Below are 22,788 nucleotides of genomic sequence, written 5' to 3'. Positions count from 1 at the left end.
AGCTTTAGGTCACCTATGATCTAAATGCTTTTTTATCGGATCACACCGCGTTGTTTAAGATCGATTAAGCACAAATCCACCAGCTCATCGACACTCTTTTCTCCCGCGGGCAAATCGATTTCAGGGTTCTCTGGCGCTTGATATTCCGAATCAATACCAGTGAAATTAGGAATCTCTCCCGCACGGGCTTTACGGTATAAACCCTTAGGATCTCGACCTTCGCAAACCTCTAGAGATGCATTGACATACACTTCGATAAACTCGCCTTCTGGCAATAAATCGCGTACTAACTTCCGCTCTGCACGATGCGGTGAAATAAACGCCGACAGAACAATTAAACCCGCATCTGCCATCAACTTCGCCAGTTCACCAATACGACGAATGTTCTCGCGACGGTCCTGTTCAGAAAAACCTAAATCGCTACACAAACCATGTCGTACATTGTCACCATCCAATAAATAGGTGTGGTAACCCAGTGCTGCAAGGCGATTTTCCAACGCCCCTGCTACGGTTGATTTACCCGCTCCAGATAAACCAGTGAACCACAATACGGCAGGTTTTTGCTTCTTTAATTCAGCACGAAACTGTTTATCAACCGAATGCTGGTGCCAAACAATGTTTTCATCTTTTACCGTCGTTTCGGCAGTCATAACGTATCCTTGTAAATATCGGAATTAAAACGGGAAAAAGACCGGGATCAAAGTAAGTACTAATACAGAGTACACAATCGAAATTGGCACTCCAATTCTCACGTAGTCGGTCAATTTGTAATTTCCTACGCTGTACACCAGCAGGTTAGTTTGGTAACCGTAGGGAGAGATAAAGCTCGCACTCGCGCCGAACAAAACCGCCATGATGAATGGCATCGGATCCACGCCATAACCCACCGCCATGCTATAGCCGATAGGAAAAGAAAGCGCAGCCGCGGCATTGTTTGTCACCAATTCAGTGAGTACCAATGTCATGATATAAGTCGCCACCAAGGCACCAAATACTCCCCAGCCATTAAACGCTTCAATAAACATCACTCCCATTCTTTCTGACAATCCAGAAGAGATCATCAGTTGAGCAATAGACAAAGCGGAACCGACAATCACGACGATATCGATCGGAAAACGGCGGCGCAGTTCTGAAATCTGCACAATACCAAACGCAATAAGCGCGATAAGGTACGCAGCTAGACCTTTAATAATCGGTACTAACTCTAATAGAGCGCATCCAATTACGGCTGCAAAGCCCAGTAATACAATAGAAGACTTATTCGTATCAAGCCGAGCGCTAGAGTCCAAGTCATGCACTAAAACAAACTCTTTACGATGAGCTCGGCGTTCAGACTCAAAACGCTTTCCTGGAACCAGAACTAACGTGTCTCCTGGCGCTAAGGTAATGCTACCCAAGCCACCTTCTAGGCGTTCGTGGCCTCGGCGAATCGCCACAACAACGGCATCGAATCGGTCGCGGAATCGGCTCTCTTTGAGGGTTTTGTAGCAAAACGTCGCCGACGAGCTCACCACAACTTCGATAAAGTTTTGCCCATTTAAGTGCTGCTGACCAAACAACTTGAGGCCCGGAATTTCTTGCAGGGTCGCGACGCTCTCAACATCGCCACAAAATAACAGGCGGTCTTTTGCATTGAGCACAAAATCCGGTCCCACAGAAGAAACAGTAACACCATCGCGCACCACTTCTGCAAGAAACAGTTTGCGCAGCGCACGTAAATTATTCTCGCTGATCGTACGCCCAACTAGCGGTGAGCCTGGCTCAACGCGAGACTCAAGAAAGTAAGGTAAATCTTCTTGGTTTTGATCATCATAATTCGGTAGCAAGTAGCTGAGCGGGATAAGAATCAACATCCCTCCCACCAGCACAGCCAAACCTATCATCGTAGGTGTAAAAAAGCTCAGGCTCGGTAAGCCTGCGTCTTCGACAAAGCTGTTGATGATTAAGTTAGTCGACGTACCAATCAAAGTTAACGTGCCACCAAAAATGGCGGCATAAGACAAGGGAATAAGTAATTTCGAAGGTGCATGCTGCTGATTACGCTTAATCGCCCCAATCAATGAGACAACCACAGCGGTATTATTCGTAAATGAAGAAAGCAAGGCGGTCGACACACCGAGCTTAGCAATCACGCTGCCTAACTGACCCTCAGAGATACTTCGGCTCACCCAACTGATCAGCAGTGTTTTTTCTAGAGCACAGGATGCAAGAATCAATAGAACCAGGGTTAACAATGAAGAGTTGGTAAAATTGGATGCGATAGTGGCTGAATCCATCATCCCAGCCATGAATGCAATAAAAGCGGCACCCGCAAAGACGTAACTAGGCTTAATTTTCGTGACAAGCAAGCAAGTGATAATGCCAAGCAAAATCGCTAACACAAACCCTTGTTCCCACATAGCCTTTCCTTACCAAATAGCCCCAAAGGGCACAACAACGACTCATTTATCCATGAAACACCGACAAACGAGTAAACAGACAAAAATCAGCGCAAGCGAAAAGAACATCAGAATGCTCGGTTTTCTTGGGCTCCACCGAAGCATTCTGGTATTAGGAGAATACCTAACGACATTTCGCAATTCAGTTAGGTAGCGACGCCCCAAGTACAACAGCAGACAGAGCCTGAAATTATCGTACTTGGGTAAGCCAGTTACTTTTTCAGAAACTGGCTGACGTCTTTTGCTTCCCAGTGTGGGAAGTGTTTACGGACAAGCGCATTAAGCTCAACTTCAAACGCAGAGATGCCCGTCAAATCGCGCTCAACCACGGCGAGGCTCTCTTTAACCATGCCAGCACCAACCGTCACGTTTGTCAGACGATCGATAATGATAAAGCCACCGGTATCTGCACAGTCTTGATAATTGTCCAGCGCGACTGACTCATTAAGAGACCATTCACACAAACCAATACCATTCAATGGCAGCTCTGCCGAGCTATGAGTCGAGAGATTATTAATGTCATATTGATGACGAATCGCTTCAACATGACCTACGGTTTTCTTACCTGCGATTTTGATGTCATAGTCACGACCCGGTTGCAGGGGGTGCTCTGTCATCCATACCACATCGGCAAGCAAATGGTTTGTGGTTTCCACTTGAGCATTATCTAGAACAATCAAATCGCCACGGCTAATATCGATCTCATCGCTTAGCGTCAGAGTGACAGCTAATCCGGCACGAGCTTCTTCGATATCACCATCAAAGGTCACAATACGAGCCACAGTTGACGTTTTACCCGATGGCAATGCTTTAATGGCATCACCGACTTTGATCGAACCAGAAGAAATGGTCCCCGCAAAACCACGGAAATCGAGGTTAGGACGATTAACGTATTGCACAGGGAAGCGGAATTCACCCGCGCCTTTTTCTTGATCCACATCGACCGTTTCAAGAAGCTCAAGCAATGATGGGCCTTTAAACCAAGTCAGGTTTTGGCCTTTATCCACCACATTGTCCCCTTCAAGCGCTGAGATCGGGATGATTTGAATATCAATATCCCCTGTCAGATTCTCAGAGAACTTCAGATACTCATCGCGGATCTCTTCAAAGCGCTCTTGGGAGTAATCCACTAAGTCCATCTTGTTGATCGCGACAACAAAGTGCTTCAAGCCCAACAGGTTGGAAATGAAAGAGTGACGACGAGTTTGATCGAGAATGCCCTTACGTGCATCAACCAGAATCACAGCTAAGTCACATGTCGATGCACCTGTAGCCATGTTACGTGTGTACTGCTCGTGTCCAGGAGTATCTGCAATGATGAATTTACGTTTCTGCGTCGAGAAATAGCGGTAAGCTACATCAATCGTGATCCCCTGCTCGCGCTCAGCTTGTAAGCCATCGACCAACAACGCAAGGTCAGGTTTTTCACCCGTGGTGCCCACACGTTGGCTGTCTGAATGCACTGCCGCTAGCTGATCTTCATAAATTTGTTTTGAGTCATGGAGTAAGCGACCGATTAATGTACTTTTACCGTCATCCACCGAGCCACAAGTCAAGAATCTAAGTAACGACTTGTACTGGTGTTGTGTTAAATAGCCTTCGATACCAAGCTCGGCTAATTGAGCTTCAACTGCACTGTTCATTATCTTTCCTTAGATCCTTTAGAAGTAACCTTGACGTTTCTTAAGCTCCATCGATCCTGACTGATCGTGGTCGATCGCTCGGCCTTGGCGCTCACTCGACGTTGCCACTAGCATCTCTTCAATAATGCCAGTTAAAGTGTTTGCTTCAGACTCGATGGCCCCGGTCAATGGATAACAACCAAGGGTACGGAAGCGCACACTCTTCTCTTCAATCACTTCACCCGGTTGAAGCTCCATACGATCATCATCAACCATGATCAGCATGCCATCGCGTTCAACAACTGGGCGTTTGTCCGCGAGGTAAAGCGGCACGATCTCGATGTTTTCTAAATAGATGTATTGCCAGATATCAAGCTCAGTCCAGTTAGACAGCGGGAATACACGAATGCTCTCACCCTTATTGACCTGGCCGTTGTACGTCTTCCATAGCTCAGGACGTTGGTTTTTAGGATCCCATGTATGGTTCTTATCGCGGAATGAATACACGCGCTCTTTCGCCCGTGATTTCTCTTCGTCGCGGCGCGCACCACCAAAGGCCGCATCAAAACCGTACTTGTTCAGCGCTTGTTTTAAGCCTTGAGTCTTCATGATGTCAGTGTGCTTAGAAGAACCATGAACAAACGGACTACAGCCCATGGCTAGACCTTCTGGATTCTTATGTACCAAAAGCTCAAAACCGTATTTGGCCGCGGTGCGATCACGAAATTCAATCATCTCGCGGAACTTCCAATCGGTGTCGACATGCAGCAATGGAAATGGAATCTTACCTGGGTAAAAAGCTTTACGCGCTAGGTGCAGCATCACTGATGAGTCTTTACCAATCGAATACATCATGACTGGGTTATCAAACTCAGCCGCAACTTCGCGGATAATATGGATACTCTCCGCTTCGAGTTGTTTAAGGTGAGTTAAACGTTGTTGGTCCATGTTTTGTATTTCCTTTTTAAGCTTGAAGGCGCATTACGTCTCTAATCTTTGGTCTGAAATTATATGGAGTTGGCAATAGCACTTTTGTTGAATTCAGTACTAGACAAAAACCAGTCTAACTTTTGAGACAGTCGCACTACCTCTCCGACAACAATCAAAGATGGCGATTGTGCTTCCTTCGATAAATCAGAGAGTTGGGAGAGTTCTCCCGTAAATACTTTTTGTTGAATCTGCGTGCCACGCTCAATAATGGCAATCGGAGTCGACGCTGAACGGCCATGCTTAATGAGTTGATTCTGAATATAGTGTGATTTCATCAGCCCCATGTAGATCACTAAAGTCTGATTCCCACGCGCCAACGTGGACCAATCCATCTCATCACTTTCTTCTTTCAAGTGGCCAGTCACAAAGATGGCCGATTGCGCATAATCACGATGAGTCAGTGGAATACCAGCATAAGCGGTTGCGCCAGCTGCTGCGGTAATGCCAGGGACAACTTGAAAACGAACGCCGGCATCAGCAAGCACTTCTAACTCTTCACCACCACGACCAAATACAAACGGATCCCCACCTTTAATGCGCACTACTTTGTAGCCCTGCTTGGCAAAATCCACCAAAAGCTGATTCGTCTTCTCCTGCGGCACACTGTGATGCCCAGCTCGCTTCCCAACGCACACCAAAATCGTATCGCTTGGAATCAATGCCATGATTTCTTCAGACACCAAGTAGTCGTACAAAACCACGTCAGCTTGCTGCAAGCAGTTCAGTGCTTTCACCGTCAGAAGTTCAGGATCGCCTGGTCCTGCACCTACTAAGGCGACTTCACCAGGCTGTAGCGATTGCTTTGCAAAACGAGTAACACCAGCGACTGGGTTGTCAGAAACTAACCGGGGCTTTGGTTTAGGAAAAGAAGTGACTGAATCGTTCGTTGCCATGTGCTTGCTCATCGTCCATTGATATCGTCATGCAAGCATTATGGCGGGGCGTTTATATTACCTGAAATTCTAAAATTTCATTTTTTATTCAAAAATCTGCTAAGAAGTTTTTGTTTGGTCTCATTCAAAAGCGTGAAAAAGTCGGCGGTTAATATGAATAAGGTTCAGTAAACTGATTAATGTTCACAGTTTTCTGTATCTTTATCATCGAGTTGCATCTGTGTTTGATACATTACGCAGTGCGATTTCCCCTTATCATTGAATTGGAGCACCAAATGAAAGTGGCAGTTCATCCTATTTCCCTCGCAGTATTAAGTGGCATGCTAACGCTTGCTGGCCCAACAATGGCCGATACCATCAAGCTTCGTATTATCGAAACCACCGACATTCACACCAACGTGATGGATTACGATTACTACAAAGACCAACCATCACAGCAAATCGGTTTAAGTCGCGCAGCGACAATAGTGAAACAAGCTAAGTCCGAGACAGAAAACACGGTACTAGTAGATAACGGTGATTTAATTCAGGGCAGCCCAATGGGCGATTACATGGCGGCGAAAGGGATTAACGCTGGCGAAATCCACCCGGTATACAAAGCGATGAACCAGTTGGATTACGATGTGGGTAACATTGGTAACCACGAATTCAACTACGGCCTTGAGTTCCTGAAAAACTCTATCGACGGTGCGAACTTCCCTTATGTTAGTGCTAACGTTTTCGACAAGAAGACAGGCGAGCACTACTTCAAACCTTATCTAATTAAAACGCACACGTTCAAAGACACTGATGGTCAAAGCCACGAAATCAAAGTGGGTTACATCGGCTTCGTCCCGCCACAAATCATGGTATGGGATAAGAAGAATCTAGAAGGAAAAGTCTTCGCTGAAGACATCACTGAGACAGCGAAAAAGCTGGTTCCTCAGATGAAGAAAGAAGGCGCAGACGTTATTGTGGCGATTCCACACTCAGGCATTTCTACTGATCCATACAAACTAGGCGCTGAAAACTCTGTTTACTACCTCACAGAAGTTGAAGGTATTGATGCGATTGCTTTTGGCCACTCTCACGCCGTCTTCCCAGGGAAAGACTTCGCAAACCTACCTGGTGTTGATATAGATAAAGGGACCATCAATGGTGTAACGTCCGTGATGCCGGGCCGCTGGGGAAGTCACGTAGGTGTGATGGATTTGATGCTGAAAGAGAAAGACGGCAGATGGCAAGTCGTCGAAGGCCAAGCAGAAGCACGCCCTATCTTCGATAAAGTAAATAAGAAGTCATTAGCTAAAGCCGATGCAGATATTGTGAAAGCGTTAGAAGAAGATCACAAAGGCACTCGTGAATTTGTAAACCAACCAATCGGCAAAGCAAATGATGTCATGTACAGCTTCTTGGCATTAGTGCAGGACGACCCCACCATTCAAATCGTTAACCTTGCTCAGAAAGACTACGTAGAACGCTTTATTCAAGGCGACCCAGACCTTTCTGACATTCCAGTACTGAGTGCGGCAGCACCATTTAAAGTCGGCGGTCGTAAGAACGATCCGAATAACTTTACAGAAGTAGAATCCGGTCAGCTCACCTTCCGTAATGCGGCCGATCTTTACTTATATCCAAACACCTTGGTTGCGATGAAAGTGAAAGGTAAAGAAGTTCGCGAATGGCTAGAGTGCAGTGCGGGTCAATTCAACCACATCGACATCAACAATCCTAAACCGCAATCTTTGATTGATTGGGATAATTTCCGTACGTACAACTTCGATGTTATTGATGGGGTTAACTACCAAATCGACGTTACCCAACCGCCGAAGTACGATGCGGATTGTAAAGTGATTAATCCAGATTCTCAGCGCATTGTGAATCTGACGTTCAATGGTAAGCCTGTCAATCCGAAGCAAGATTTCATCATCGCAACCAATAACTACCGTGCTTATAGCAATACTTTCCCTGGTACAGGTCCAGATTTCATTGCATTTGACGCACCAGATGAAAACCGCTCTGTCGTCGCCACTTATATTTCTCGCGTGAGTGAAGAAAAAGGAGAAGTGACACCAAGCGCTGACAACAACTGGTCTTTCGCACCGATTAAGTCCGATAACAAGCTAGATATTCGTTTCGAAACCTCCCCTAGCGATAAAGCGGCGCAGTTCATCAAAGAGAAAGGACAATACCCAATGAAACGCGTGTCAACAGACGACATTGGTTTCGCAATTTATCAAATCGATCTGAATAAATAAGGTTGATTTGACAGCAACACTAAGCGGCTCTCATGAGCCGCTTTTTTGTTATCAATAAAACCCGTTAAAATAAAGAAAACCGTTTCCGAGTTATCACATGCACATCGATCTTTTTTCAGACTTAGTCAATCATGGCTTTTTAGAGACAGAAGCAAACCAACTTATTGAAAATGGTGAGTTGCTCGAACTGCCTACACGCCACATTCTTAATCACCAAGGGGAGTTGAGCTCACACCTTTACTTCATCATTGAGGGGTTATGCCACGCAAGCTATCTCACGGAGCACGGCAAAGAATTCAGTAAAGAATTTTATTGGGAGAAGGACTGGGTTATCGGGTTTGAGAGCATAATAAAGGACCAACCTTCGCCTTACTTATTGGAAACGCTGAGCGCTTGTCAGCTATTTTGCTTGCCAATTGAAACGTTGCATCACTGGCGAGCAGAAAAGCACGCCATTTACTTAAAGCTACTCGAAAACCAACTGGTTAATAAAGAGAATAAAGAACGCTTTATGTTGCTCTACTCTCCAGAGGAACGATATCAATTATTTTGCGCTCATTACCCAGATTTAAAGCAACGTATTACCGATAGTCAAATTGCGGCCTACCTGGGCATTACGCCAATCAGTTTGAGTCGAATCAAAGCACGCTTAACCAAAGATCACACTCTCAAATAAACTCAAAAAAGAAAAAAGCTCTTCAAACGAAGAGCTTTTTCTCTGCTATTTGAGCTATTTAAGAATTCGCGCCCGGAACTGGCGCCCTTTCATCTTGCCGTTACTAATGGTTTGTAGAGCCTTTTTAGCCACAGACTTTTCGACGGCAACATAAGCGCGCACAGGGAATAGGTGAATCTTTCCGACTTGAGAGCCTGGAATACCATTTTTTCCTGTCAAACAACCTAAAATATCACCCGGTCGTACTTTCTGTTTCTTACCGCCATCAATGTTAATCGTCACCATTTTCGCTTGGTATGGCTGCTGATTTGATTTGGCAGGCAATGTTGCTGGTACCACGTCCATCTCTAGGTATTCTTCAATACGAGCTACACGTAAACCGTCTTTCTCACCAAAAAAGCTAAACGCTAAACCTTTACTACCCGCACGACCTGTACGACCAATACGGTGCACATGAACCTCAGGATCGCGTGATAGCTCAAAGTTAAAGACAGCATCAAGATTATCAACGTCTAAGCCACGCGCCGCAACGTCTGTTGCAACAAGGATAGACACACTCTTGTTAGCAAACTGCACCAATGCTTGGTCGCGTTCACGCTGCTCTAAGTCCCCATGGATATCGATAACGCTGAATCCTTTGTGATGCAACTCATCTGCGACACTTTGCACTTCTTTTTTGGTATTACAAAAAACCACCGCGGACTCTGGCTGGTGAGTCAGCAGCAAATTCGCCAACGCTTCATCACGTGCTTCCGAGCCTTCAACTTTATAGAAGTACTGCGCAATGCTTGAGGTATCATGCGTCGATTCCACCTTAATCACTTCCGGTGTCTGCATTATACGCTGCGCAATTTGCTCAATTTTCTCTGGAAAAGTAGCACTGAAAAGTAGAGTTTGGCGCTGCTTTGGCGCTGCATCGATGATTGCATCTAATGCGTCTTGGAAACCCATGTCCAACATGCGATCAGCTTCATCTAGCACCAAGGTATTCAGTTCGCTAAGATCAATTCGGCCTTTCTCAAGGTGATCCAAAATACGACCAGGAGTACCAACTAGGATATGCGCACCATGCTCTAACGAACCAATTTGTGGCCCCATTGGCATCCCACCGCAGAGAGTAAGCACTTTAATATTATGAATGCCGCGACCTAAAGTACGAATTTCCTTCGCTACTTGATCTGCAAGCTCACGTGTTGGACACAATACTAATGACTGGACACGAAAGCGTTTGACGTTGAGGTTCGATAAAACCCCTAAACCAAATGCAGCGGTTTTACCTGAGCCCGTTTTACCCTGCCCGATGACATCACGATGTTTTAGGATTGCAGGCAAGCTCAAAGCTTGAATTGGCGTCATGTGGGTATAGTTCAGGGAATCAAGTGTGGCGAGTAACGCTGGGTTCAGCCCAACTTGATCGAATGTTTGTTTGCTCACGGGGATATCCTCAGGTGAGATGGAAAGAGGGCACATTATCACCAGATTTGGTGGGAAAACCAGTGCTAATTAACCTTTGTTAATGAGTATGAGCTCAAAACAAAGTAAAGTCAGTCACTCTATTCTCATTACGGATAACAACATGCTCACTTGGATTACTTTGCCCTTTGCTCAGCTAACAACCACACAGCTGTATGAAATGATGAAATTGCGTGTGGATGTATTCGTTGTTGAACAAACCTGCCCTTACCCTGAACTTGATGGTAAGGACACACTGGAAGGCGTTTATCATCTAATAGGCTATCACGGTGATGAACTGGTTGCTTGCGCAAGATTACTGCCCGCAGGCACTACGTATGACAATGTGAGTATTGGTCGAGTGGTGACAAAGCAGACCGCGCGAGGCGGTGGCTTAGGTCATAAGTTATTGGACAAGGCCTTGGCACAATGCGAAACATTATGGCCAGGACAGACAATAGATATAGGTGCTCAAGAACACCTCATCCAGTTTTATGCTAGTCATGGATTCAAGGTTATCTCAGAGTGCTATCTTGAAGATGGTATCCCTCATGTGGATATGCGGAAAGAATCCGTAGCGCTATAAGTTTCAATTCGATTGGTTACTATGAAAACTAATCGAATTAAAAAACTAACTAAAAAGACGCGATATATTCGCGTCTTTTCATTTGAAGCGTTTACTTGTTACGCCCAAAGGTCCCATCCGACAAACGGAAAAACATAACGGACCGCCCGCTTTTTTCCAGCTGTAGCATATCTAACTCGCCTTCGTCACTAAGCTTAAAGCGAATCAACTGTCCCTGCTTTATTTGGCTTAGCGGCTTATCACTGCCTTCTATTTTGACCAGAGCGCTAAGATCCGCCATAGAGAGCTGATTACTTCTGAAAACCTGCGCTAATGTATCACCATTTTTAACCGTGTACTCTTTCCAATCTTCAGATTTCGGTCCAGAGTTCTGAGAGGTTCTCTGCTGGCTTAAACTCTGCGCGTTCAGCTCAATCGCTACGCGTTGATGATCGACCTCAGTCTGCTCAACTGGTTGATCTGTTTTATTTGGCAAAGGAATAACAAGGAGTACCAGAATCAATGGCACTAAGACCATCAAAGCACGCTGATGAAATTTAGGCAGACGCAACCAAAACTGCTTAACAGGCTGTATACGCTCCAACCATTGCTCTTTGTTGAACGGCTGCTTCCAGTCGATAGCAGCGAATTTTTGTTTAACCAATTCGACATAGTCGACTTGCTGCTTTTTCTTTCTGCGACGATTCATTGTAATGAGTCCCTTAATACTTCTACGGTCAGTATAAAAATACCGACGCGGAGAGTATATGTTTTTCACCAAACTAAAATGGAATTGGGATTAAATTAGCAGAAATTTCACTTGGAGTAAGAGATAAGTCACAACCTGGCCGCCTCAATTAAGCATTCAGTCGCAATCATTTAAACCTAAGCTCGAAACTGGTATCCTGTTACCTTTATCACTCCTAATAAGAGCGACATTCATGTCTGAAATTAAATTTGAAACTGCAGAACAAAAAGCAAGCTACGGCATTGGTCTGCAAATGGGTCAGCAACTTGCAGGCTCTGGTCTTGAAGGTCTTAGCGTTGATGCTATCGCAGCAGGTATTGCAACAGCACTAACTGGTGACATGCCATCAATCGAAATTGATGAAATCAACAAAGCACTACAAGAACTTCACACTCGTGCAGAAACAGCTCGCCAAGAAGCAGCAAAAATTGCGGCAGCAGAAGGCGAAGCGTTCCTAAAAGACAACGCTCTACGACCTGAAGTTAACGTTCTAGACTCTGGTCTTCAGTACGAAATCATTTCTGAAGGTACTGGTGCAGTTCCTACAGCAGAAAGCTCAGTTCGCGTTCACTACCACGGTGAGCTAACTGACGGTACTGTATTCGATAGCTCTGTATCTCGCGGTCAACCTGCTGAATTCCCTGTTACAGGTGTAATCAAAGGTTGGGTAGAGGCACTACAACTAATGCCTGTTGGCTCTAAGTGGAAGCTATACGTACCACAAGATCTTGCGTACGGTGAGCGTGGCGCTGGTGCGGCTATCCCTCCATTTGCAGCTTTAGTTTTCGAAGTAGAACTATTAGATATTATCTAATTGAAACCATTTTCAATTATGATTAAATAAAACGGCGCACTAGCGCCGTTTTTTTGTCTAAACTGAATAGACTTTCTCACCTCTGAACCTTTCACTCTGATAGCCTTTAAAAATAAAATCACTTTTAAAAAACGCTCAACCTTTGGAGGTACTATGCGTAAAACACTCCTAACTCTAGCACTCCTATCAATCAACATTGGTAGTGCGCACGCATTCTTAGATTCAGTCACTCAAAAAAGTAAAGAAAGTGGCCTGATGGACATGGTCGGCAGCAGCTTGAACACCGAGTCGTCTCCATTAACAGACATGCTAACTAGCCAATTACCAGTATCCACTGAGCAAGCAGCCGGAGGCAGTGGTGCACTACTCGCTTTGGCTCAAAGCCAGCTTTCGCAAGAAAATAGTAGTGAGTTACAGTCTTTGATTCCTGGACTTTCAAACTTGCAAGGAGCACAAAGCTTACTAGGAAATATTGAGAATATCAGTGCAGTAAAAAGTGCATTCGATACGTTAGGTTTAGACCCATCTATGATCAGTCAGTTTGCTCCAGTAATCTTGGATTACTTGAACAAGCAAGGCGCTAGCGAAGGGCTTCTAAGTTCGTTGGGCGGGTTGTGGAATACTAGTAAATAAGCGCAAGTGATAGTCACTTTTTAAATTGCCAGTCTGCATGGGTTGAAATAAATGCAGGCTGGATATAAAGGTTTACTGAATTACAGATACAAAAAAGCCGAGCTAATGCTCGGCTTTCTCGTTCTTACGAACTGATTACTCAGCAGCTTCTTCAGCAGCTGGGCGATCTACAAGCTCAATGTAAGCCATTGGAGCTTTATCACCAGCACGGAAGCCAGCTTTTAGGATACGAGTGTAACCGCCCTGACGAGCAGCAAAACGTGGACCTAGTTCGTTAAATAGTTTTGCAACTACTTCGTTGTCACGAGTACGTGCAAATGCTAGACGACGGTTAGCAACACTGTCAGTCTTAGCTAGTGTAATCAAAGGCTCAACTACGCGACGTAGCTCTTTTGCTTTTGGCAAAGTAGTCTTGATAACTTCATGACGTACTAGAGAGCTAGCCATGTTGCTGAACATCGCTTTGCGATGTGAGCTGTTGCGGTTGAGTTGACGACCACTCTTACGATGGCGCATGACCTAATCCTTCTAACTAGTATCGATTAATCTTCAGCGATTGATGCAGGTGGCCAGTTTTCTAGGCGCATGCCCAGAGACAGACCACGTGACGCAAGTACGTCTTTAATCTCAGTAAGAGATTTTTTACCAAGGTTAGGCGTTTTAAGTAGCTCAACCTCAGTACGTTGTACTAGATCACCGATGTAGTGAATCGCTTCTGCTTTCAAACAGTTAGCAGAGCGAACTGTTAGTTCAAGATCGTCTACAGGACGCAGTAGGATCGGATCGAATTCTGGCTTCTCTTCCTTCTCCTCAGGAACTCGTACATCACGAAGATCTACGAATGCATCCAATTGTTCAGCTAGGATTGTAGCTGCACGACGGATTGCTTCCTCAGGTTCTAGAGTACCGTTTGTTTCCATATCGATAACAAGCTTGTCTAGATCAGTACGCTGTTCTACACGAGCTGCTTCTACAGCGTAGGCAATTTTGTCTACTGGGCTGTAAGTAGCATCTACTAGTAGGCGACCGATAGGACGCTCGTCTTCTTCGTTATGGATACGCGCAGAAGCTGGAACATAACCACGACCACGTTCAACTTTGATACGCATTGCGATCTCAGCGTTGTCATCCGTCAGGTGACAAATTACGTGTTCAGGGTTAGCGATCTCTACATCACCATCATGGGTGATGTCACCTGCAACCACAGGGCCCGAGCCTGATTTGTTCAAAGTAATGAACACTTCATCTTTGCCTTCGGCAACGCGCACAGCCAAACCTTTAAGGTTTAGAAGAATTTCAAGAATATCTTCTTGAACGCCTTCTTTCGTGCTGTACTCATGAAGTACGCCTTCAATTTCTACTTCTGTTACAGCACAACCTGGCATAGAAGATAGAAGGATGCGGCGAAGTGCATTACCCAGAGTATGACCAAAGCCACGCTCTAATGGCTCAAGAGTTACTTTTGCGTGAGTCGAGCTGATTTGTTCGATGTCAACTAGACGTGGCTTAAGAAATTCTGTTACAGAACCCTGCATTGTGTCCTCTCTTTAGTTTAAACCTTACTTAGAGTAAAGCTCGACGATCAATTGTTCGTTGATGTCAGCTGATAGATCAGAACGTTCAGGCATACGCTTGAATGTACCTTCCATCTTGCCACCATCTACTTCAATCCAAGTTGGTTTTTCACGTTGTTCAGCAACTTCTAGAGCTGCTTTGATACGAGCTTGCTGTTTAGCTTTCTCGCGAATAGAAACAACGTCATTAGCCGCTACTTTGAAAGAAGGAACGTTTACAACTTTACCGTTTACTAGGATAGCTTTGTGGCTAACTAGCTGACGTGCTTCTGCGCGAGTTGCGCCAAAGCCCATGCGGTAAACTACGTTATCAAGACGACCTTCAAGAAGCTGAAGTAGGTTTTCACCAGTGTTGCCTTTTAGGCGAGCAGCTTCTTTGTAGTAGTTACGGAATTGTTTTTCTAGAACGCCGTACATACGACGTACTTTTTGCTTCTCACGAAGCTGAACGCCATACTCAGATAGACGACCGCGACGAGCGCCGTGTACACCTGGTGCGTTATCAATTTTACACTTGGTATCGATCGCGCGAACACCAGACTTAAGGAATAAGTCAGTGCCTTCACGACGGCTAAGCTTCAGCTTAGGACCCAAATATCTTGCCATGATTCTTCTCCAATTGTCCTAGAAACGTTATACGCGACGTTTCTTAGGTGGACGACAACCGTTATGAGGGATTGGTGTAGCATCAACGATGTTTGTGATGCGGAAACCAGCGGCGTTTAGTGCACGAACAGTAGATTCGCGACCTGGACCAGGACCCTTAACCATAACTTCCAAGTTCTTTAGGCCGTATTCTTTAGCCATTTCAGCACAACGCTCAGCAGCAACCTGTGCAGCGAACGGAGTAGACTTACGAGAACCACGGAAACCAGAACCACCTGCAGTAGCCCATGCAAGAGCGTTACCTTGACGGTCAGTAATGGTTACGATTGTGTTATTGAAAGAAGCATGGATGTGCGCAACGCCATCTGCAACTTGCTTGCGTACGCGCTTACGAGCGCGAGTTGGTTGTTTAGCCATTGTACTCTACCTTCCCGATTATTTCTTGATCGGCTTACGCGGACCCTTACGGGTGCGAGCGTTGGTTTTAGTACGCTGTCCACGTAGTGGTAGACTGCGACGATGACGAAGACCACGGTAACAGCCAAGGTCCATAAGACGCTTGATGTTCATAGATACTTCACGACGTAGATCACCTTCTACAGTGTACTTAGCTACACCATCACGCAGTTGATCGATCTGCTCTTCAGTTAGTTCACTGATCTTAACATTTTCAGCAATACCCACTTCAGCTAGGATAGCTTGAGAGCGAGTTTTACCGATGCCGTAGATCGCTGTTAGAGCGATTACTGCATGTTTCTGATCAGGAATGTTAATGCCTGCTATACGGGCCATTATTCACTCCTAAGTGTTTCTATAAAAGAATTAGCCGCAGCAAAGCCCGTTATGGATACGCTGCGGAATACTACTTCTTTTGCACGCAAAAGGTAGGCCGAGGAATATACTCGACCCAACCTTCATTTTCAAGTAAAAATTTCTGCTAATTAGCCTTGGCGCTGTTTGTGCTTTGGCTCACTGCAAATCACGCGAACGACACCGTTACGCTTGATTACTTTACAGTTACGGCAGATTTTTTTAACGGAAGCACGAACTTTCATTGCTAAACTCCGTAAATGAAACTGAGTCTACCGCCGGATTAACGGCCGTAGCCTTTCAGATTCGCTTTCTTCAACACAGAATCATACTGTTGAGACATCAGATGAGTCTGTACCTGTGCCATAAAGTCCATAATTACAACAACTACGATTAGTAGCGATGTACCGCCGAAGTAGAAACGTACGTTCCACGCGACCATCATGAACTCGGGAATCAGACAGATAAAGGTAATGTACAGTGCACCAGCAAGGGTTAAACGTGTCATTACTTTATCAATGTATTTCGCTGTCTGCTCACCTGGGCGGATACCGGGTACGAATGCACCAGACTTCTTCAAGTTATCTGCTGTTTCACGCGGGTTGAAAACCAACGCCGTGTAGAAGAAACAGAAGAAGATAATTGCTGCTGCATAAAGCATTACATACAACGGTTGACCTGGGCTAAGAGCCAAAGACACGTCAGTTAACCAACCGAACGCGCTGCTCTCACCGTTTTGACCAAACCACTGAGCCAATGTTCCTGGGAACAATATAATACTTGATGCAAAAATCGCTGGAATTACACCTGCCATGTTAATTTTAAGAGGCAAGTGCGAGCTTTGCGCAGCAAATACTTTACGACCTTGTTGACGTTTCGCATAGTTAACGACGATTCGGCGTTGACCACGTTCCATGAAAACAACGAAGTAAATTACTGCAAAAGCTAATACCGCGATTAGCAACAGAAGAAGTACATGCAATTCACCTTGACGCGCTTGCTCGATTGTTTGACCGATTGCAGAAGGCAATCCAGCAACAATACCTGCAAAAATCAGTATCGAAATACCGTTACCAATTCCGCGCTCTGTAATTTGTTCACCTAACCACATCAAGAACATGGTACCGGTTACTAAACTTACGGTAGCAATTAGCGTAAACATGGTTTGGTTGATAACAACCAGATTGTCGACCATGTTTGGTAGGCCAGTTGCAATACCTATAGCTTGGAAGGTTGCAAGTACAAGCGTGCCGTAGCGTGTATATTGGCTTATCTTACGACGGCCTGCTTCACCCTCTTTTTTGAGTTCAGCTAACGCTGGATGAACTACAGTTAGCAATTGGACAACAATAGATGCCGAAATATACGGCATGATGCCCAATGCTAATATAGATGCACGCTCAAGAGCACCACCGGAGAACATGTTAAACATTTCAACGATGGTACCTTTTTGCTGTTCGAACAAATCGGCAAGTACAGCAGCGTCAATACCAGGAATCGGCACAAAAGAGCCGGCTCGGAATACTAAAAGTGCACCAATTACGAATAACAAGCGCGACTTTAGTTCACTTAAGCCGCTCTGAGCACTACGAAAATCTTGTCCTGGTTTCTTAGCCATCTGTACCTCGTTCCTCGAGATTATTCCTCGATTTTACCGCCTGCAGCTTCGATTGCAGCTTTAGCGCCTTTAGTCACACGTAGACCTTTAACAGTCACTGCTTTGTTGATTTCACCAGAAAGAACAACTTTTACAAATTCGATGTTCTTAGTGATGATGTTAGCAGCTTTAAGACTGTTTAGATCAACTACGTCACCAGAAACTTTCGCTAGCTCAGCTAGACGAACTTCAGCAGACACTAGGCTCTTACGAGAAGTGAAACCGAATTTTGGTAGACGTTGTTTCAGAGGCATCTGACCGCCTTCGAAACCTGGACGAACACTGCCGCCAGAACGTGATTTTTGACCTTTGTGACCACGGCCACCAGTTTTACCTAGGCCTGAACCGATACCACGACCTACTCGCTTCGCAGAAGTTTTCGCGCCAGCAGCCGGTGCTAGAGTATTCAAACGCATTCTGATTACTCCTCAACTTTAACCATGTAGTAAACCTTGTTGATCATACCGCGAATACACGGAGTATCTTCAAGTTCTACTGTGTGGTTGATTTTACGAAGACCTAGACCGCGCAAAGTAGCTTTGTGCTTTGGCAGACGACCAATTGAGCTTTTAGTTTGAGTTACTTTAATAGTTGCCATGGTGTTCTTACTCCGAAATAGATTCAACAGTTAGACCACGTTTAGCAGCAACCATTTCTGGTGACTTCATGCTACCTAGTGCATCGATCGTTGCACGAACGATGTTAATAGGGTTCGTAGAACCGTACGCTTTAGATAGTACGTTGTGTACACCAGCAACTTCTAGTACTGCACGCATCGCACCACCTGCGATAACACCAGTACCTTCTGCAGCAGGCTGCATGTAAACTTTAGAGCCCGAATGGCGACCTTTCACTGGGTGGTGAAGAGTGCCTTCGTTTAGAGCGATCGTAGTCATGTTACGACGCGCTTTTTCCATTGCTTTTTGAATCGCTGCAGGTACTTCACGAGCTTTGCCGTAACCGAAACCTACACGACCGTTACCGTCACCAACTACTGTTAGTGCAGTGAAGCTCATGATTCGACCACCTTTAACCGTTTTAGAAACACGGTTAACTGCGATTAGCTTTTCTTGCAAATCATTCGCTTGAACTTGTTGTTCTTTAGCCATCTTCCAACCCTACCTTAGAATTTCAGACCAGCTTCGCGAGCAGATTCTGCTAGCGCCGCTACTCGACCGTGGTATTGGAAACCAGAACGATCAAATGCAACTGCAGTTACGCCCTTCTCTAGAGCGCGCTCAGCAATAGCTTTACCCACTGCTTTAGCTGCATCAACGTTACCAGTGTATTTCACTTGCTCACGGATCGCTTTTTCTACAGTAGAAGCTGCTGCGATAACCTCAGAGCCGTTAGCCGCGATAACCTGTGCGTACACGTGACGAGGAGTACGGTGTACAACTAGGCGAGTCGCACCCAGTTCTGCAATCTTACGACGTGCACGTGTAGCACGACGGATGCGAGATGCTTTCTTATCCATAGTGTTACCTTACTTCTTCTTAGCTTCTTTAGTACGCACATTTTCATCTGCGTAACGAACACCTTTGCCTTTGTATGGCTCAGGCTCACGGTAAGAACGAATGTCAGCCGCAACTTGACCAACTAGTTGCTTGTCAGCACCAGTGATCACGATTTCAGTTTGGCTTGGACATTCAGCTTTAATACCCGCTGGCAACTCGTGCTCAACTGGGTGTGAGAAGCCTAGTGTTAGACCTACAGCGTTGCCTTTGATAGCAGCACGGTAACCTACACCTTTAAGAGTTAGCTTCTTAGTAAAGCCTTCAGTAACACCAACAACCATGTTGTTAACTAGAGCGCGAGCAGTACCTGCTTGAGCCCATGCGTTAGCAACACCTTCTTTAGGACCGAAAGTCAGGTTATTTTCTTCCTGAGCGATTACAACTGCGTTGTTAAGAACGCGAGTTAGTTCGCCTTTCGCACCTTTTACAGTGATTTCTTGGCCGTTTAGTTTCACCTCTACGCCAGCTGGAATAGCGACAGGTGCTTTTGCAACACGAGACATAGTCTACTCCTTATTAAGCTACGTAAGCGATGATTTCACCACCAAGACCTGCTTTACGTGCAGCGCGGTCTGACATAAGACCCTTGGAAGTAGAAACGATAGCAATACCAAGACCACCCATTACAGAAGGAAGTTCATCTTTCTTCTTGTAAACACGTAGACCTGGACGAGAAACACGTTTAAGTTGCTCGATTACTGGTTTAGCTTGGAAGTACTTAAGTGTAACTTCTAGCTCAGGTTTTGCTTCGCCTTCAACAGCGAAGTCAACGATGTAACCTTCAGCTTTTAGTAGTGCAGCAATTGCAACTTTAAGCTTTGAAGAAGGCATTTTTACAGCAACTTTGTTTGCTGCCTGACCGTTACGAACGCGGGTCAGCATATCCGAAATCGGATCTTGCATGCTCATATGATTTACTCCAAATGATTAAGTGGCAATTACCAGCTAGCCTTACGAAGACCCGGAATCTCGCCTTTCATGCAAGCTTCACGAACCTTAATACGGCTTAGACCGAACTTACGTAGGTAACCGTGTGGACGACCAGTTTGGTTGCAACGGTTGCGCTGACGTGATGCACTTGAATCACGTGGAAGAGATTGCAGTGTAAGAACCGCGTTCCAACGATCTTCTTCAGATGCGTTTACATCGCTGATGATAGCTTTTAGCGCTGCACGCTTTTCAGCGAACTTAGCTACTAGCTTCGCACGTTTTGCTTCACGTGCTTTCATTGAATTTTTAGCCATAACAGTAACCCTTCACCTTACTTACGGAATGGGAAGTTAAAGGCAGCCAGCAGAGCACGGCCTTCCTCATCAGTACCAGCAGACGTCGTAATAGTGATGTCTAGACCGCGTACTCGATCAACTTTATCAAAGTCGATTTCCGGGAAGATGATTTGCTCGCGAACGCCCATGCTGTAGTTACCGCGACCGTCAAAAGACTTAGCGCTAACACCACGGAAGTCACGTACACGTGGAAGAGCGATGTTAATTAAACGCTCAAGAAAATCCCACATACGTTCGCCACGCAAGGTTACTTTACAACCGATAGGGTAGCCTTCACGGATTTTGAAACCTGCAACAGATTTGCGCGCTTTTGTGATAAGTGGCTTTTGACCAGAGATCGTTGCCATATCAGACGCTGCATTTTCTAGCAGTTTCTTATCGTTGATTGCTTCACCAACACCCATGTTTAGGGTGATTTTCTCGATTCTAGGGACTTGCATGACGCTTGTGTAACCGAACTGTTTGGTCAGTTCAGCGACTACAGACGACTTGTAGTAATCATGCAGTTTCGCCATAGTAGAACTCCAAATTACTTCTATTAGTTAGAAACGGTTTCGCCGTTAGACTTGAAGAAACGAACTTTTTTGCCGTCTTCAAAACGGAAACCGATACGGTCAGCTTTACCAGTAGCTGCGTTAAAGATAGCCACGTTAGAAACGTCGATAGCTGCTTCTTGCTCTACGATACCGCCTTGGATACCCATAGCTGGAACAGGTTTCTGATGTTTCTTAACTAGGTTGATACCTTCAACGATAACTTTACCAGTTGCTAGAACCTTAGTTACTTTACCTTTCTTGCCTTTGTCTTTACCAGCAAGAACGATTACTTCGTCATTACGACGGATTTTAGCTGCCATTTCTACGTGCTCCTTACAGAACTTCTGGAGCCAGTGAAACGATCTTCATGAACTTATCGCCACGAAGTTCGCGTGTCACAGGACCAAAGATACGTGTACCGATTGGTTGCTCAGTATTGTCGTTTAGCAATACGCAAGCATTTCGGTCGAAGCGAATGACAGAACCGTCAGGACGACGTACGCCTTTACGGGTGCGCACTACCACCGCCTTCAGAACATCACCTTTTTTAACTTTACCGCGAGGGATTGCTTCCTTCACAGTAACTTTGATGACGTCACCGATATGTGCATAACGGCGGTGAGAGCCACCCAGAACCTTAATACACATTACGCTGCGTGCGCCTGAGTTATCAGCTGCGTCCAGCATACTTTGCATTTGGATCATGTTAGTGCTCCGCTAAATATTAATAACTAGACCCATCACGGGTCGGGCTGCCTCTTTAAAAGGGACGCGAATTGTACCACCCTTTTTTGTGATTGGGTAGTCAAAAAATAAACGGCTCCAAAAATATTTTGGAGCCGCTTTAGTTTCATAGAATTAACGAGATTAAATCTTCGCCTTTTCTAGAACTTTTACCAAAGTCCAAGACTTAGTCTTAGACAGTGGACGACACTCTGCGATTTCAACTGTGTCGCCTAGGCCACACTCGTTGTTCTCGTCATGTGCGTGTACTTTAGTCGTACGTTTTACGTATTTACCGTAGATTGGGTGTTTTACGAAACGTTCGATAGCAACAGTGATAGACTTGTCCATCTTGTCGCTAACAACACGACCTTGTTGAGTACGTTTTACTTCGCTCATTATGCGCCTGCCTTCTCAGTCAAAACAGTTTTCACACGTGCGATATCACGGCGTACAGCTTTCAGAGTATGAGTTTGCTGTAGTTGACCAGTCGCAGCTTGCATGCGCAAGTTGAACTGTTCGCGTAGCAAATTCATTAGCTCAGCGTTAAGCTCTTCAACGCTTTTCTCGCGTAGATCTTGTGCTTTCATCACATCACCTGCTTAGTTACAAATGTAGTTTTGAAAGGCAGTTTACGTGCCGCAAGACGGAACGCTTCACGTGCCAATTCTTCAGGTACACCACCCATTTCGTACATAACCTTACCAGGTTGGATTTGGGCTACCCAGTACTCAACGTTACCTTTACCCTTACCTTGACGAACTTCAAGTGGTTTTTCTGTGATTGGTTTGTCTGGGAACACACGGATCCAGATTTTACCTTGACGCTTAACGTGACGTGTCATTGCACGACGTGCCGCTTCGATTTGACGAGCAGTTAGACGACCACGGCCAACAGCTTTAAGACCGAATTCGCCGAAGCTTACATCAGTACCTTTAGCTAGACCACGGTTACGACCAGTCTGAACCTTACGGAACTTAGTACGTTTAGGTTGTAGCATCTGTCGACTCC

The 22,788-nt window shown here is 45.4% G+C and carries 32 protein-coding genes; 5 read left to right on the top strand and 27 right to left on the bottom strand.

Features of this window, described 5'->3' with window-relative positions:
* Nucleotides 1-32 precede the first annotated feature (32 nt).
* From cysC to cobA, 5 genes are all read right to left on the bottom strand, one after another.
* Nucleotides 33-650: an adenylyl-sulfate kinase gene (gene cysC / locus R7044_RS07575; RefSeq protein ID WP_005379598.1), complete on the bottom strand. Its 618-nt coding sequence runs from the start codon at nt 648-650 to the stop codon at nt 33-35.
* Between the two features lie 24 nt (nt 651-674).
* Nucleotides 675-2,399 (bottom strand): SLC13 family permease, encoded by a 1,725-nt coding sequence (locus R7044_RS07570; protein ID WP_005379596.1) that lies wholly within the window; start codon nt 2,397-2,399, stop codon nt 675-677.
* A 251-nt stretch (nt 2,400-2,650) separates the two neighbouring features.
* Nucleotides 2,651-4,081: a sulfate adenylyltransferase subunit CysN gene (cysN, locus tag R7044_RS07565; RefSeq protein ID WP_047101905.1), complete on the bottom strand. Its 1,431-nt coding sequence runs from the start codon at nt 4,079-4,081 to the stop codon at nt 2,651-2,653.
* A gap of 18 nt (nt 4,082-4,099) precedes the next feature.
* Complete coding sequence (gene cysD / locus R7044_RS07560; RefSeq protein ID WP_005379592.1) at nt 4,100-5,008, bottom strand: sulfate adenylyltransferase subunit CysD; 909 nt, start codon at nt 5,006-5,008, stop codon at nt 4,100-4,102.
* Nucleotides 5,009-5,067: 59 nt separating this feature from the next.
* The gene (gene cobA, locus R7044_RS07555; RefSeq protein WP_031780800.1) at nt 5,068-5,943 is read right to left on the bottom strand and encodes a uroporphyrinogen-III C-methyltransferase; all 876 of its coding nucleotides are present in this window, start codon (nt 5,941-5,943) and stop codon (nt 5,068-5,070) included.
* 275 nt (nt 5,944-6,218) lie between these two features.
* Here cobA and cpdB point away from each other — a divergent pair, with 275 nt between their 5' ends.
* Together cpdB and R7044_RS07545 are read left to right on the top strand one after the other, a co-directional pair.
* A complete protein-coding gene (gene cpdB / locus R7044_RS07550) occupies nt 6,219-8,180 on the top strand; it encodes a 2',3'-cyclic-nucleotide 2'-phosphodiesterase (protein ID WP_047101902.1) in 1,962 nt (653 codons plus the stop codon).
* A 97-nt stretch (nt 8,181-8,277) separates the two neighbouring features.
* Nucleotides 8,278-8,856: a Crp/Fnr family transcriptional regulator gene (locus R7044_RS07545; RefSeq protein ID WP_005379584.1), complete on the top strand. Its 579-nt coding sequence runs from the start codon at nt 8,278-8,280 to the stop codon at nt 8,854-8,856.
* 54 nt (nt 8,857-8,910) lie between these two features.
* Here the strand turns inward: R7044_RS07545 and dbpA are convergent, their stop codons facing one another.
* Nucleotides 8,911-10,290, bottom strand: coding sequence for an ATP-dependent RNA helicase DbpA (dbpA, locus tag R7044_RS07540; RefSeq protein ID WP_005379583.1), 1,380 nt, complete (start codon nt 10,288-10,290; stop codon nt 8,911-8,913).
* A gap of 142 nt (nt 10,291-10,432) precedes the next feature.
* Between dbpA and R7044_RS07535 the strand changes: the two genes are divergently transcribed.
* Nucleotides 10,433-10,894, top strand: a complete 462-nt coding sequence (locus R7044_RS07535; RefSeq protein WP_017820295.1) for a GNAT family N-acetyltransferase — start codon at nt 10,433-10,435, stop codon at nt 10,892-10,894.
* A 91-nt stretch (nt 10,895-10,985) separates the two neighbouring features.
* Here the strand turns inward: R7044_RS07535 and R7044_RS07530 are convergent, their stop codons facing one another.
* Complete coding sequence (locus R7044_RS07530) at nt 10,986-11,582, bottom strand: LysM-like peptidoglycan-binding domain-containing protein (protein WP_017820296.1); 597 nt, start codon at nt 11,580-11,582, stop codon at nt 10,986-10,988.
* A gap of 232 nt (nt 11,583-11,814) precedes the next feature.
* Between R7044_RS07530 and R7044_RS07525 the strand changes: the two genes are divergently transcribed.
* Nucleotides 11,815-12,435, top strand: coding sequence for an FKBP-type peptidyl-prolyl cis-trans isomerase (locus R7044_RS07525; RefSeq protein ID WP_005383137.1), 621 nt, complete (start codon nt 11,815-11,817; stop codon nt 12,433-12,435).
* Nucleotides 12,436-12,588: 153 nt separating this feature from the next.
* Complete coding sequence (locus R7044_RS07520) at nt 12,589-13,068, top strand: DUF2780 domain-containing protein (protein ID WP_017820297.1); 480 nt, start codon at nt 12,589-12,591, stop codon at nt 13,066-13,068.
* 135 nt (nt 13,069-13,203) lie between these two features.
* On the opposite strand, the gene rplQ is transcribed toward R7044_RS07520, so the two are convergent.
* The 20 genes from rplQ to rplP all read right to left on the bottom strand — a co-directional run bounded on the left by rplQ (nt 13,204) and on the right by rplP (nt 22,777).
* Entirely contained in the window at nt 13,204-13,584 is a 381-nt protein-coding gene (gene rplQ / locus R7044_RS07515) for a 50S ribosomal protein L17 (protein WP_005383141.1), read from the bottom strand.
* 26 nt (nt 13,585-13,610) lie between these two features.
* Nucleotides 13,611-14,603 carry a DNA-directed RNA polymerase subunit alpha gene (locus R7044_RS07510; RefSeq protein ID WP_005383143.1) on the bottom strand — a complete coding sequence of 331 codons (993 nt, stop codon included), beginning with the start codon at nt 14,601-14,603 and terminating at the stop codon, nt 13,611-13,613.
* A 24-nt stretch (nt 14,604-14,627) separates the two neighbouring features.
* Nucleotides 14,628-15,248: a 30S ribosomal protein S4 gene (gene rpsD, locus R7044_RS07505; protein WP_005383146.1), complete on the bottom strand. Its 621-nt coding sequence runs from the start codon at nt 15,246-15,248 to the stop codon at nt 14,628-14,630.
* A 27-nt stretch (nt 15,249-15,275) separates the two neighbouring features.
* Nucleotides 15,276-15,665, bottom strand: coding sequence for a 30S ribosomal protein S11 (gene rpsK / locus R7044_RS07500; protein ID WP_001118870.1), 390 nt, complete (start codon nt 15,663-15,665; stop codon nt 15,276-15,278).
* 18 nt (nt 15,666-15,683) lie between these two features.
* Nucleotides 15,684-16,040, bottom strand: a complete 357-nt coding sequence (gene rpsM / locus R7044_RS07495; protein WP_005383154.1) for a 30S ribosomal protein S13 — start codon at nt 16,038-16,040, stop codon at nt 15,684-15,686.
* 149 nt (nt 16,041-16,189) lie between these two features.
* Nucleotides 16,190-16,303: a 50S ribosomal protein L36 gene (gene rpmJ / locus R7044_RS07490; protein ID WP_000868186.1), complete on the bottom strand. Its 114-nt coding sequence runs from the start codon at nt 16,301-16,303 to the stop codon at nt 16,190-16,192.
* 38 nt (nt 16,304-16,341) lie between these two features.
* Nucleotides 16,342-17,676 carry a preprotein translocase subunit SecY gene (gene secY, locus R7044_RS07485; RefSeq protein WP_005379562.1) on the bottom strand — a complete coding sequence of 445 codons (1,335 nt, stop codon included), beginning with the start codon at nt 17,674-17,676 and terminating at the stop codon, nt 16,342-16,344.
* Between the two features lie 20 nt (nt 17,677-17,696).
* The gene (rplO, locus tag R7044_RS07480; protein WP_005383155.1) at nt 17,697-18,131 is read right to left on the bottom strand and encodes a 50S ribosomal protein L15; all 435 of its coding nucleotides are present in this window, start codon (nt 18,129-18,131) and stop codon (nt 17,697-17,699) included.
* Nucleotides 18,132-18,136: 5 nt separating this feature from the next.
* The gene (gene rpmD / locus R7044_RS07475; protein WP_005379565.1) at nt 18,137-18,313 is read right to left on the bottom strand and encodes a 50S ribosomal protein L30; all 177 of its coding nucleotides are present in this window, start codon (nt 18,311-18,313) and stop codon (nt 18,137-18,139) included.
* Nucleotides 18,314-18,320: 7 nt separating this feature from the next.
* Nucleotides 18,321-18,824 (bottom strand): 30S ribosomal protein S5, encoded by a 504-nt coding sequence (rpsE, locus tag R7044_RS07470; RefSeq protein WP_004745894.1) that lies wholly within the window; start codon nt 18,822-18,824, stop codon nt 18,321-18,323.
* 14 nt (nt 18,825-18,838) lie between these two features.
* Nucleotides 18,839-19,192 carry a 50S ribosomal protein L18 gene (gene rplR / locus R7044_RS07465; protein WP_005379568.1) on the bottom strand — a complete coding sequence of 118 codons (354 nt, stop codon included), beginning with the start codon at nt 19,190-19,192 and terminating at the stop codon, nt 18,839-18,841.
* A 9-nt stretch (nt 19,193-19,201) separates the two neighbouring features.
* On the bottom strand, nt 19,202-19,735 hold the full coding sequence (gene rplF, locus R7044_RS07460; protein ID WP_005379570.1) for a 50S ribosomal protein L6: 534 nt from the start codon (nt 19,733-19,735) through the stop codon (nt 19,202-19,204).
* Nucleotides 19,736-19,748: 13 nt separating this feature from the next.
* Nucleotides 19,749-20,141, bottom strand: coding sequence for a 30S ribosomal protein S8 (gene rpsH, locus R7044_RS07455; RefSeq protein ID WP_005379572.1), 393 nt, complete (start codon nt 20,139-20,141; stop codon nt 19,749-19,751).
* Between the two features lie 29 nt (nt 20,142-20,170).
* Complete coding sequence (gene rpsN / locus R7044_RS07450) at nt 20,171-20,476, bottom strand: 30S ribosomal protein S14 (RefSeq protein WP_004410442.1); 306 nt, start codon at nt 20,474-20,476, stop codon at nt 20,171-20,173.
* A gap of 17 nt (nt 20,477-20,493) precedes the next feature.
* Nucleotides 20,494-21,033, bottom strand: coding sequence for a 50S ribosomal protein L5 (rplE, locus tag R7044_RS07445; protein WP_005379573.1), 540 nt, complete (start codon nt 21,031-21,033; stop codon nt 20,494-20,496).
* A 23-nt stretch (nt 21,034-21,056) separates the two neighbouring features.
* Entirely contained in the window at nt 21,057-21,374 is a 318-nt protein-coding gene (gene rplX, locus R7044_RS07440) for a 50S ribosomal protein L24 (protein WP_005379574.1), read from the bottom strand.
* 13 nt (nt 21,375-21,387) lie between these two features.
* Nucleotides 21,388-21,759, bottom strand: a complete 372-nt coding sequence (gene rplN, locus R7044_RS07435; RefSeq protein ID WP_004410450.1) for a 50S ribosomal protein L14 — start codon at nt 21,757-21,759, stop codon at nt 21,388-21,390.
* A 162-nt stretch (nt 21,760-21,921) separates the two neighbouring features.
* On the bottom strand, nt 21,922-22,176 hold the full coding sequence (rpsQ, locus tag R7044_RS07430; protein WP_005379575.1) for a 30S ribosomal protein S17: 255 nt from the start codon (nt 22,174-22,176) through the stop codon (nt 21,922-21,924).
* Nucleotides 22,176-22,367, bottom strand: coding sequence for a 50S ribosomal protein L29 (rpmC, locus tag R7044_RS07425; RefSeq protein WP_005379576.1), 192 nt, complete (start codon nt 22,365-22,367; stop codon nt 22,176-22,178). The genes rpsQ and rpmC overlap by 1 nt, the downstream gene beginning before the upstream one ends.
* A complete protein-coding gene (gene rplP / locus R7044_RS07420; RefSeq protein ID WP_005379577.1) occupies nt 22,367-22,777 on the bottom strand; it encodes a 50S ribosomal protein L16 in 411 nt (136 codons plus the stop codon). Before rplP ends, rpmC begins: the two co-directional genes overlap by 1 nt.
* Nucleotides 22,778-22,788: the final 11 nt, after the last annotated feature.

It is taken from the genome of Vibrio sp. 1402 (assembly GCF_033340275.1).
This window is presented reverse-complemented; position numbering and strand designations above follow the sequence as displayed.

Bases quoted from the DNA above. Each gene is read 5' to 3' on its own strand.
- cysC (WP_005379598.1), bottom strand. From the start codon at position 650: ATGACTGCCGAAACGACGGTAAAAGATGAAAACATTGTTTGGCACCAG.
- R7044_RS07570 (WP_005379596.1), bottom strand. From the start codon at position 2,399: ATGTGGGAACAAGGGTTTGTGTTAGCGATTTTGCTTGGCATTATCACT.
- cysN (WP_047101905.1), bottom strand. From the start codon at position 4,081: ATGAACAGTGCAGTTGAAGCTCAATTAGCCGAGCTTGGTATCGAAGGC.
- cysD (WP_005379592.1), bottom strand. From the start codon at position 5,008: ATGGACCAACAACGTTTAACTCACCTTAAACAACTCGAAGCGGAGAGT.
- cobA (WP_031780800.1), bottom strand. From the start codon at position 5,943: ATGGCAACGAACGATTCAGTCACTTCTTTTCCTAAACCAAAGCCCCGG.
- cpdB (WP_047101902.1), top strand. From the start codon at position 6,219: ATGAAAGTGGCAGTTCATCCTATTTCCCTCGCAGTATTAAGTGGCATG.
- R7044_RS07545 (WP_005379584.1), top strand. From the start codon at position 8,278: ATGCACATCGATCTTTTTTCAGACTTAGTCAATCATGGCTTTTTAGAG.
- R7044_RS07535 (WP_017820295.1), top strand. From the start codon at position 10,433: ATGCTCACTTGGATTACTTTGCCCTTTGCTCAGCTAACAACCACACAG.
- R7044_RS07530 (WP_017820296.1), bottom strand. From the start codon at position 11,582: ATGAATCGTCGCAGAAAGAAAAAGCAGCAAGTCGACTATGTCGAATTG.
- R7044_RS07525 (WP_005383137.1), top strand. From the start codon at position 11,815: ATGTCTGAAATTAAATTTGAAACTGCAGAACAAAAAGCAAGCTACGGC.
- R7044_RS07520 (WP_017820297.1), top strand. From the start codon at position 12,589: ATGCGTAAAACACTCCTAACTCTAGCACTCCTATCAATCAACATTGGT.
- rplQ (WP_005383141.1), bottom strand. From the start codon at position 13,584: ATGCGCCATCGTAAGAGTGGTCGTCAACTCAACCGCAACAGCTCACAT.
- R7044_RS07510 (WP_005383143.1), bottom strand. From the start codon at position 14,603: ATGCAGGGTTCTGTAACAGAATTTCTTAAGCCACGTCTAGTTGACATC.
- rpsD (WP_005383146.1), bottom strand. From the start codon at position 15,248: ATGGCAAGATATTTGGGTCCTAAGCTGAAGCTTAGCCGTCGTGAAGGC.
- rpsK (WP_001118870.1), bottom strand. From the start codon at position 15,665: ATGGCTAAACAACCAACTCGCGCTCGTAAGCGCGTACGCAAGCAAGTT.
- rpsM (WP_005383154.1), bottom strand. From the start codon at position 16,040: ATGGCCCGTATAGCAGGCATTAACATTCCTGATCAGAAACATGCAGTA.
- rpmJ (WP_000868186.1), bottom strand. From the start codon at position 16,303: ATGAAAGTTCGTGCTTCCGTTAAAAAAATCTGCCGTAACTGTAAAGTA.
- secY (WP_005379562.1), bottom strand. From the start codon at position 17,676: ATGGCTAAGAAACCAGGACAAGATTTTCGTAGTGCTCAGAGCGGCTTA.
- rplO (WP_005383155.1), bottom strand. From the start codon at position 18,131: ATGCGTTTGAATACTCTAGCACCGGCTGCTGGCGCGAAAACTTCTGCG.
- rpmD (WP_005379565.1), bottom strand. From the start codon at position 18,313: ATGGCAACTATTAAAGTAACTCAAACTAAAAGCTCAATTGGTCGTCTG.
- rpsE (WP_004745894.1), bottom strand. From the start codon at position 18,824: ATGGCTAAAGAACAACAAGTTCAAGCGAATGATTTGCAAGAAAAGCTA.
- rplR (WP_005379568.1), bottom strand. From the start codon at position 19,192: ATGGATAAGAAAGCATCTCGCATCCGTCGTGCTACACGTGCACGTCGT.
- rplF (WP_005379570.1), bottom strand. From the start codon at position 19,735: ATGTCTCGTGTTGCAAAAGCACCTGTCGCTATTCCAGCTGGCGTAGAG.
- rpsH (WP_005379572.1), bottom strand. From the start codon at position 20,141: ATGAGCATGCAAGATCCGATTTCGGATATGCTGACCCGCGTTCGTAAC.
- rpsN (WP_004410442.1), bottom strand. From the start codon at position 20,476: ATGGCTAAAAATTCAATGAAAGCACGTGAAGCAAAACGTGCGAAGCTA.
- rplE (WP_005379573.1), bottom strand. From the start codon at position 21,033: ATGGCGAAACTGCATGATTACTACAAGTCGTCTGTAGTCGCTGAACTG.
- rplX (WP_005379574.1), bottom strand. From the start codon at position 21,374: ATGGCAGCTAAAATCCGTCGTAATGACGAAGTAATCGTTCTTGCTGGT.
- rplN (WP_004410450.1), bottom strand. From the start codon at position 21,759: ATGATCCAAATGCAAAGTATGCTGGACGCAGCTGATAACTCAGGCGCA.
- rpsQ (WP_005379575.1), bottom strand. From the start codon at position 22,176: ATGAGCGAAGTAAAACGTACTCAACAAGGTCGTGTTGTTAGCGACAAG.
- rpmC (WP_005379576.1), bottom strand. From the start codon at position 22,367: ATGAAAGCACAAGATCTACGCGAGAAAAGCGTTGAAGAGCTTAACGCT.
- rplP (WP_005379577.1), bottom strand. From the start codon at position 22,777: ATGCTACAACCTAAACGTACTAAGTTCCGTAAGGTTCAGACTGGTCGT.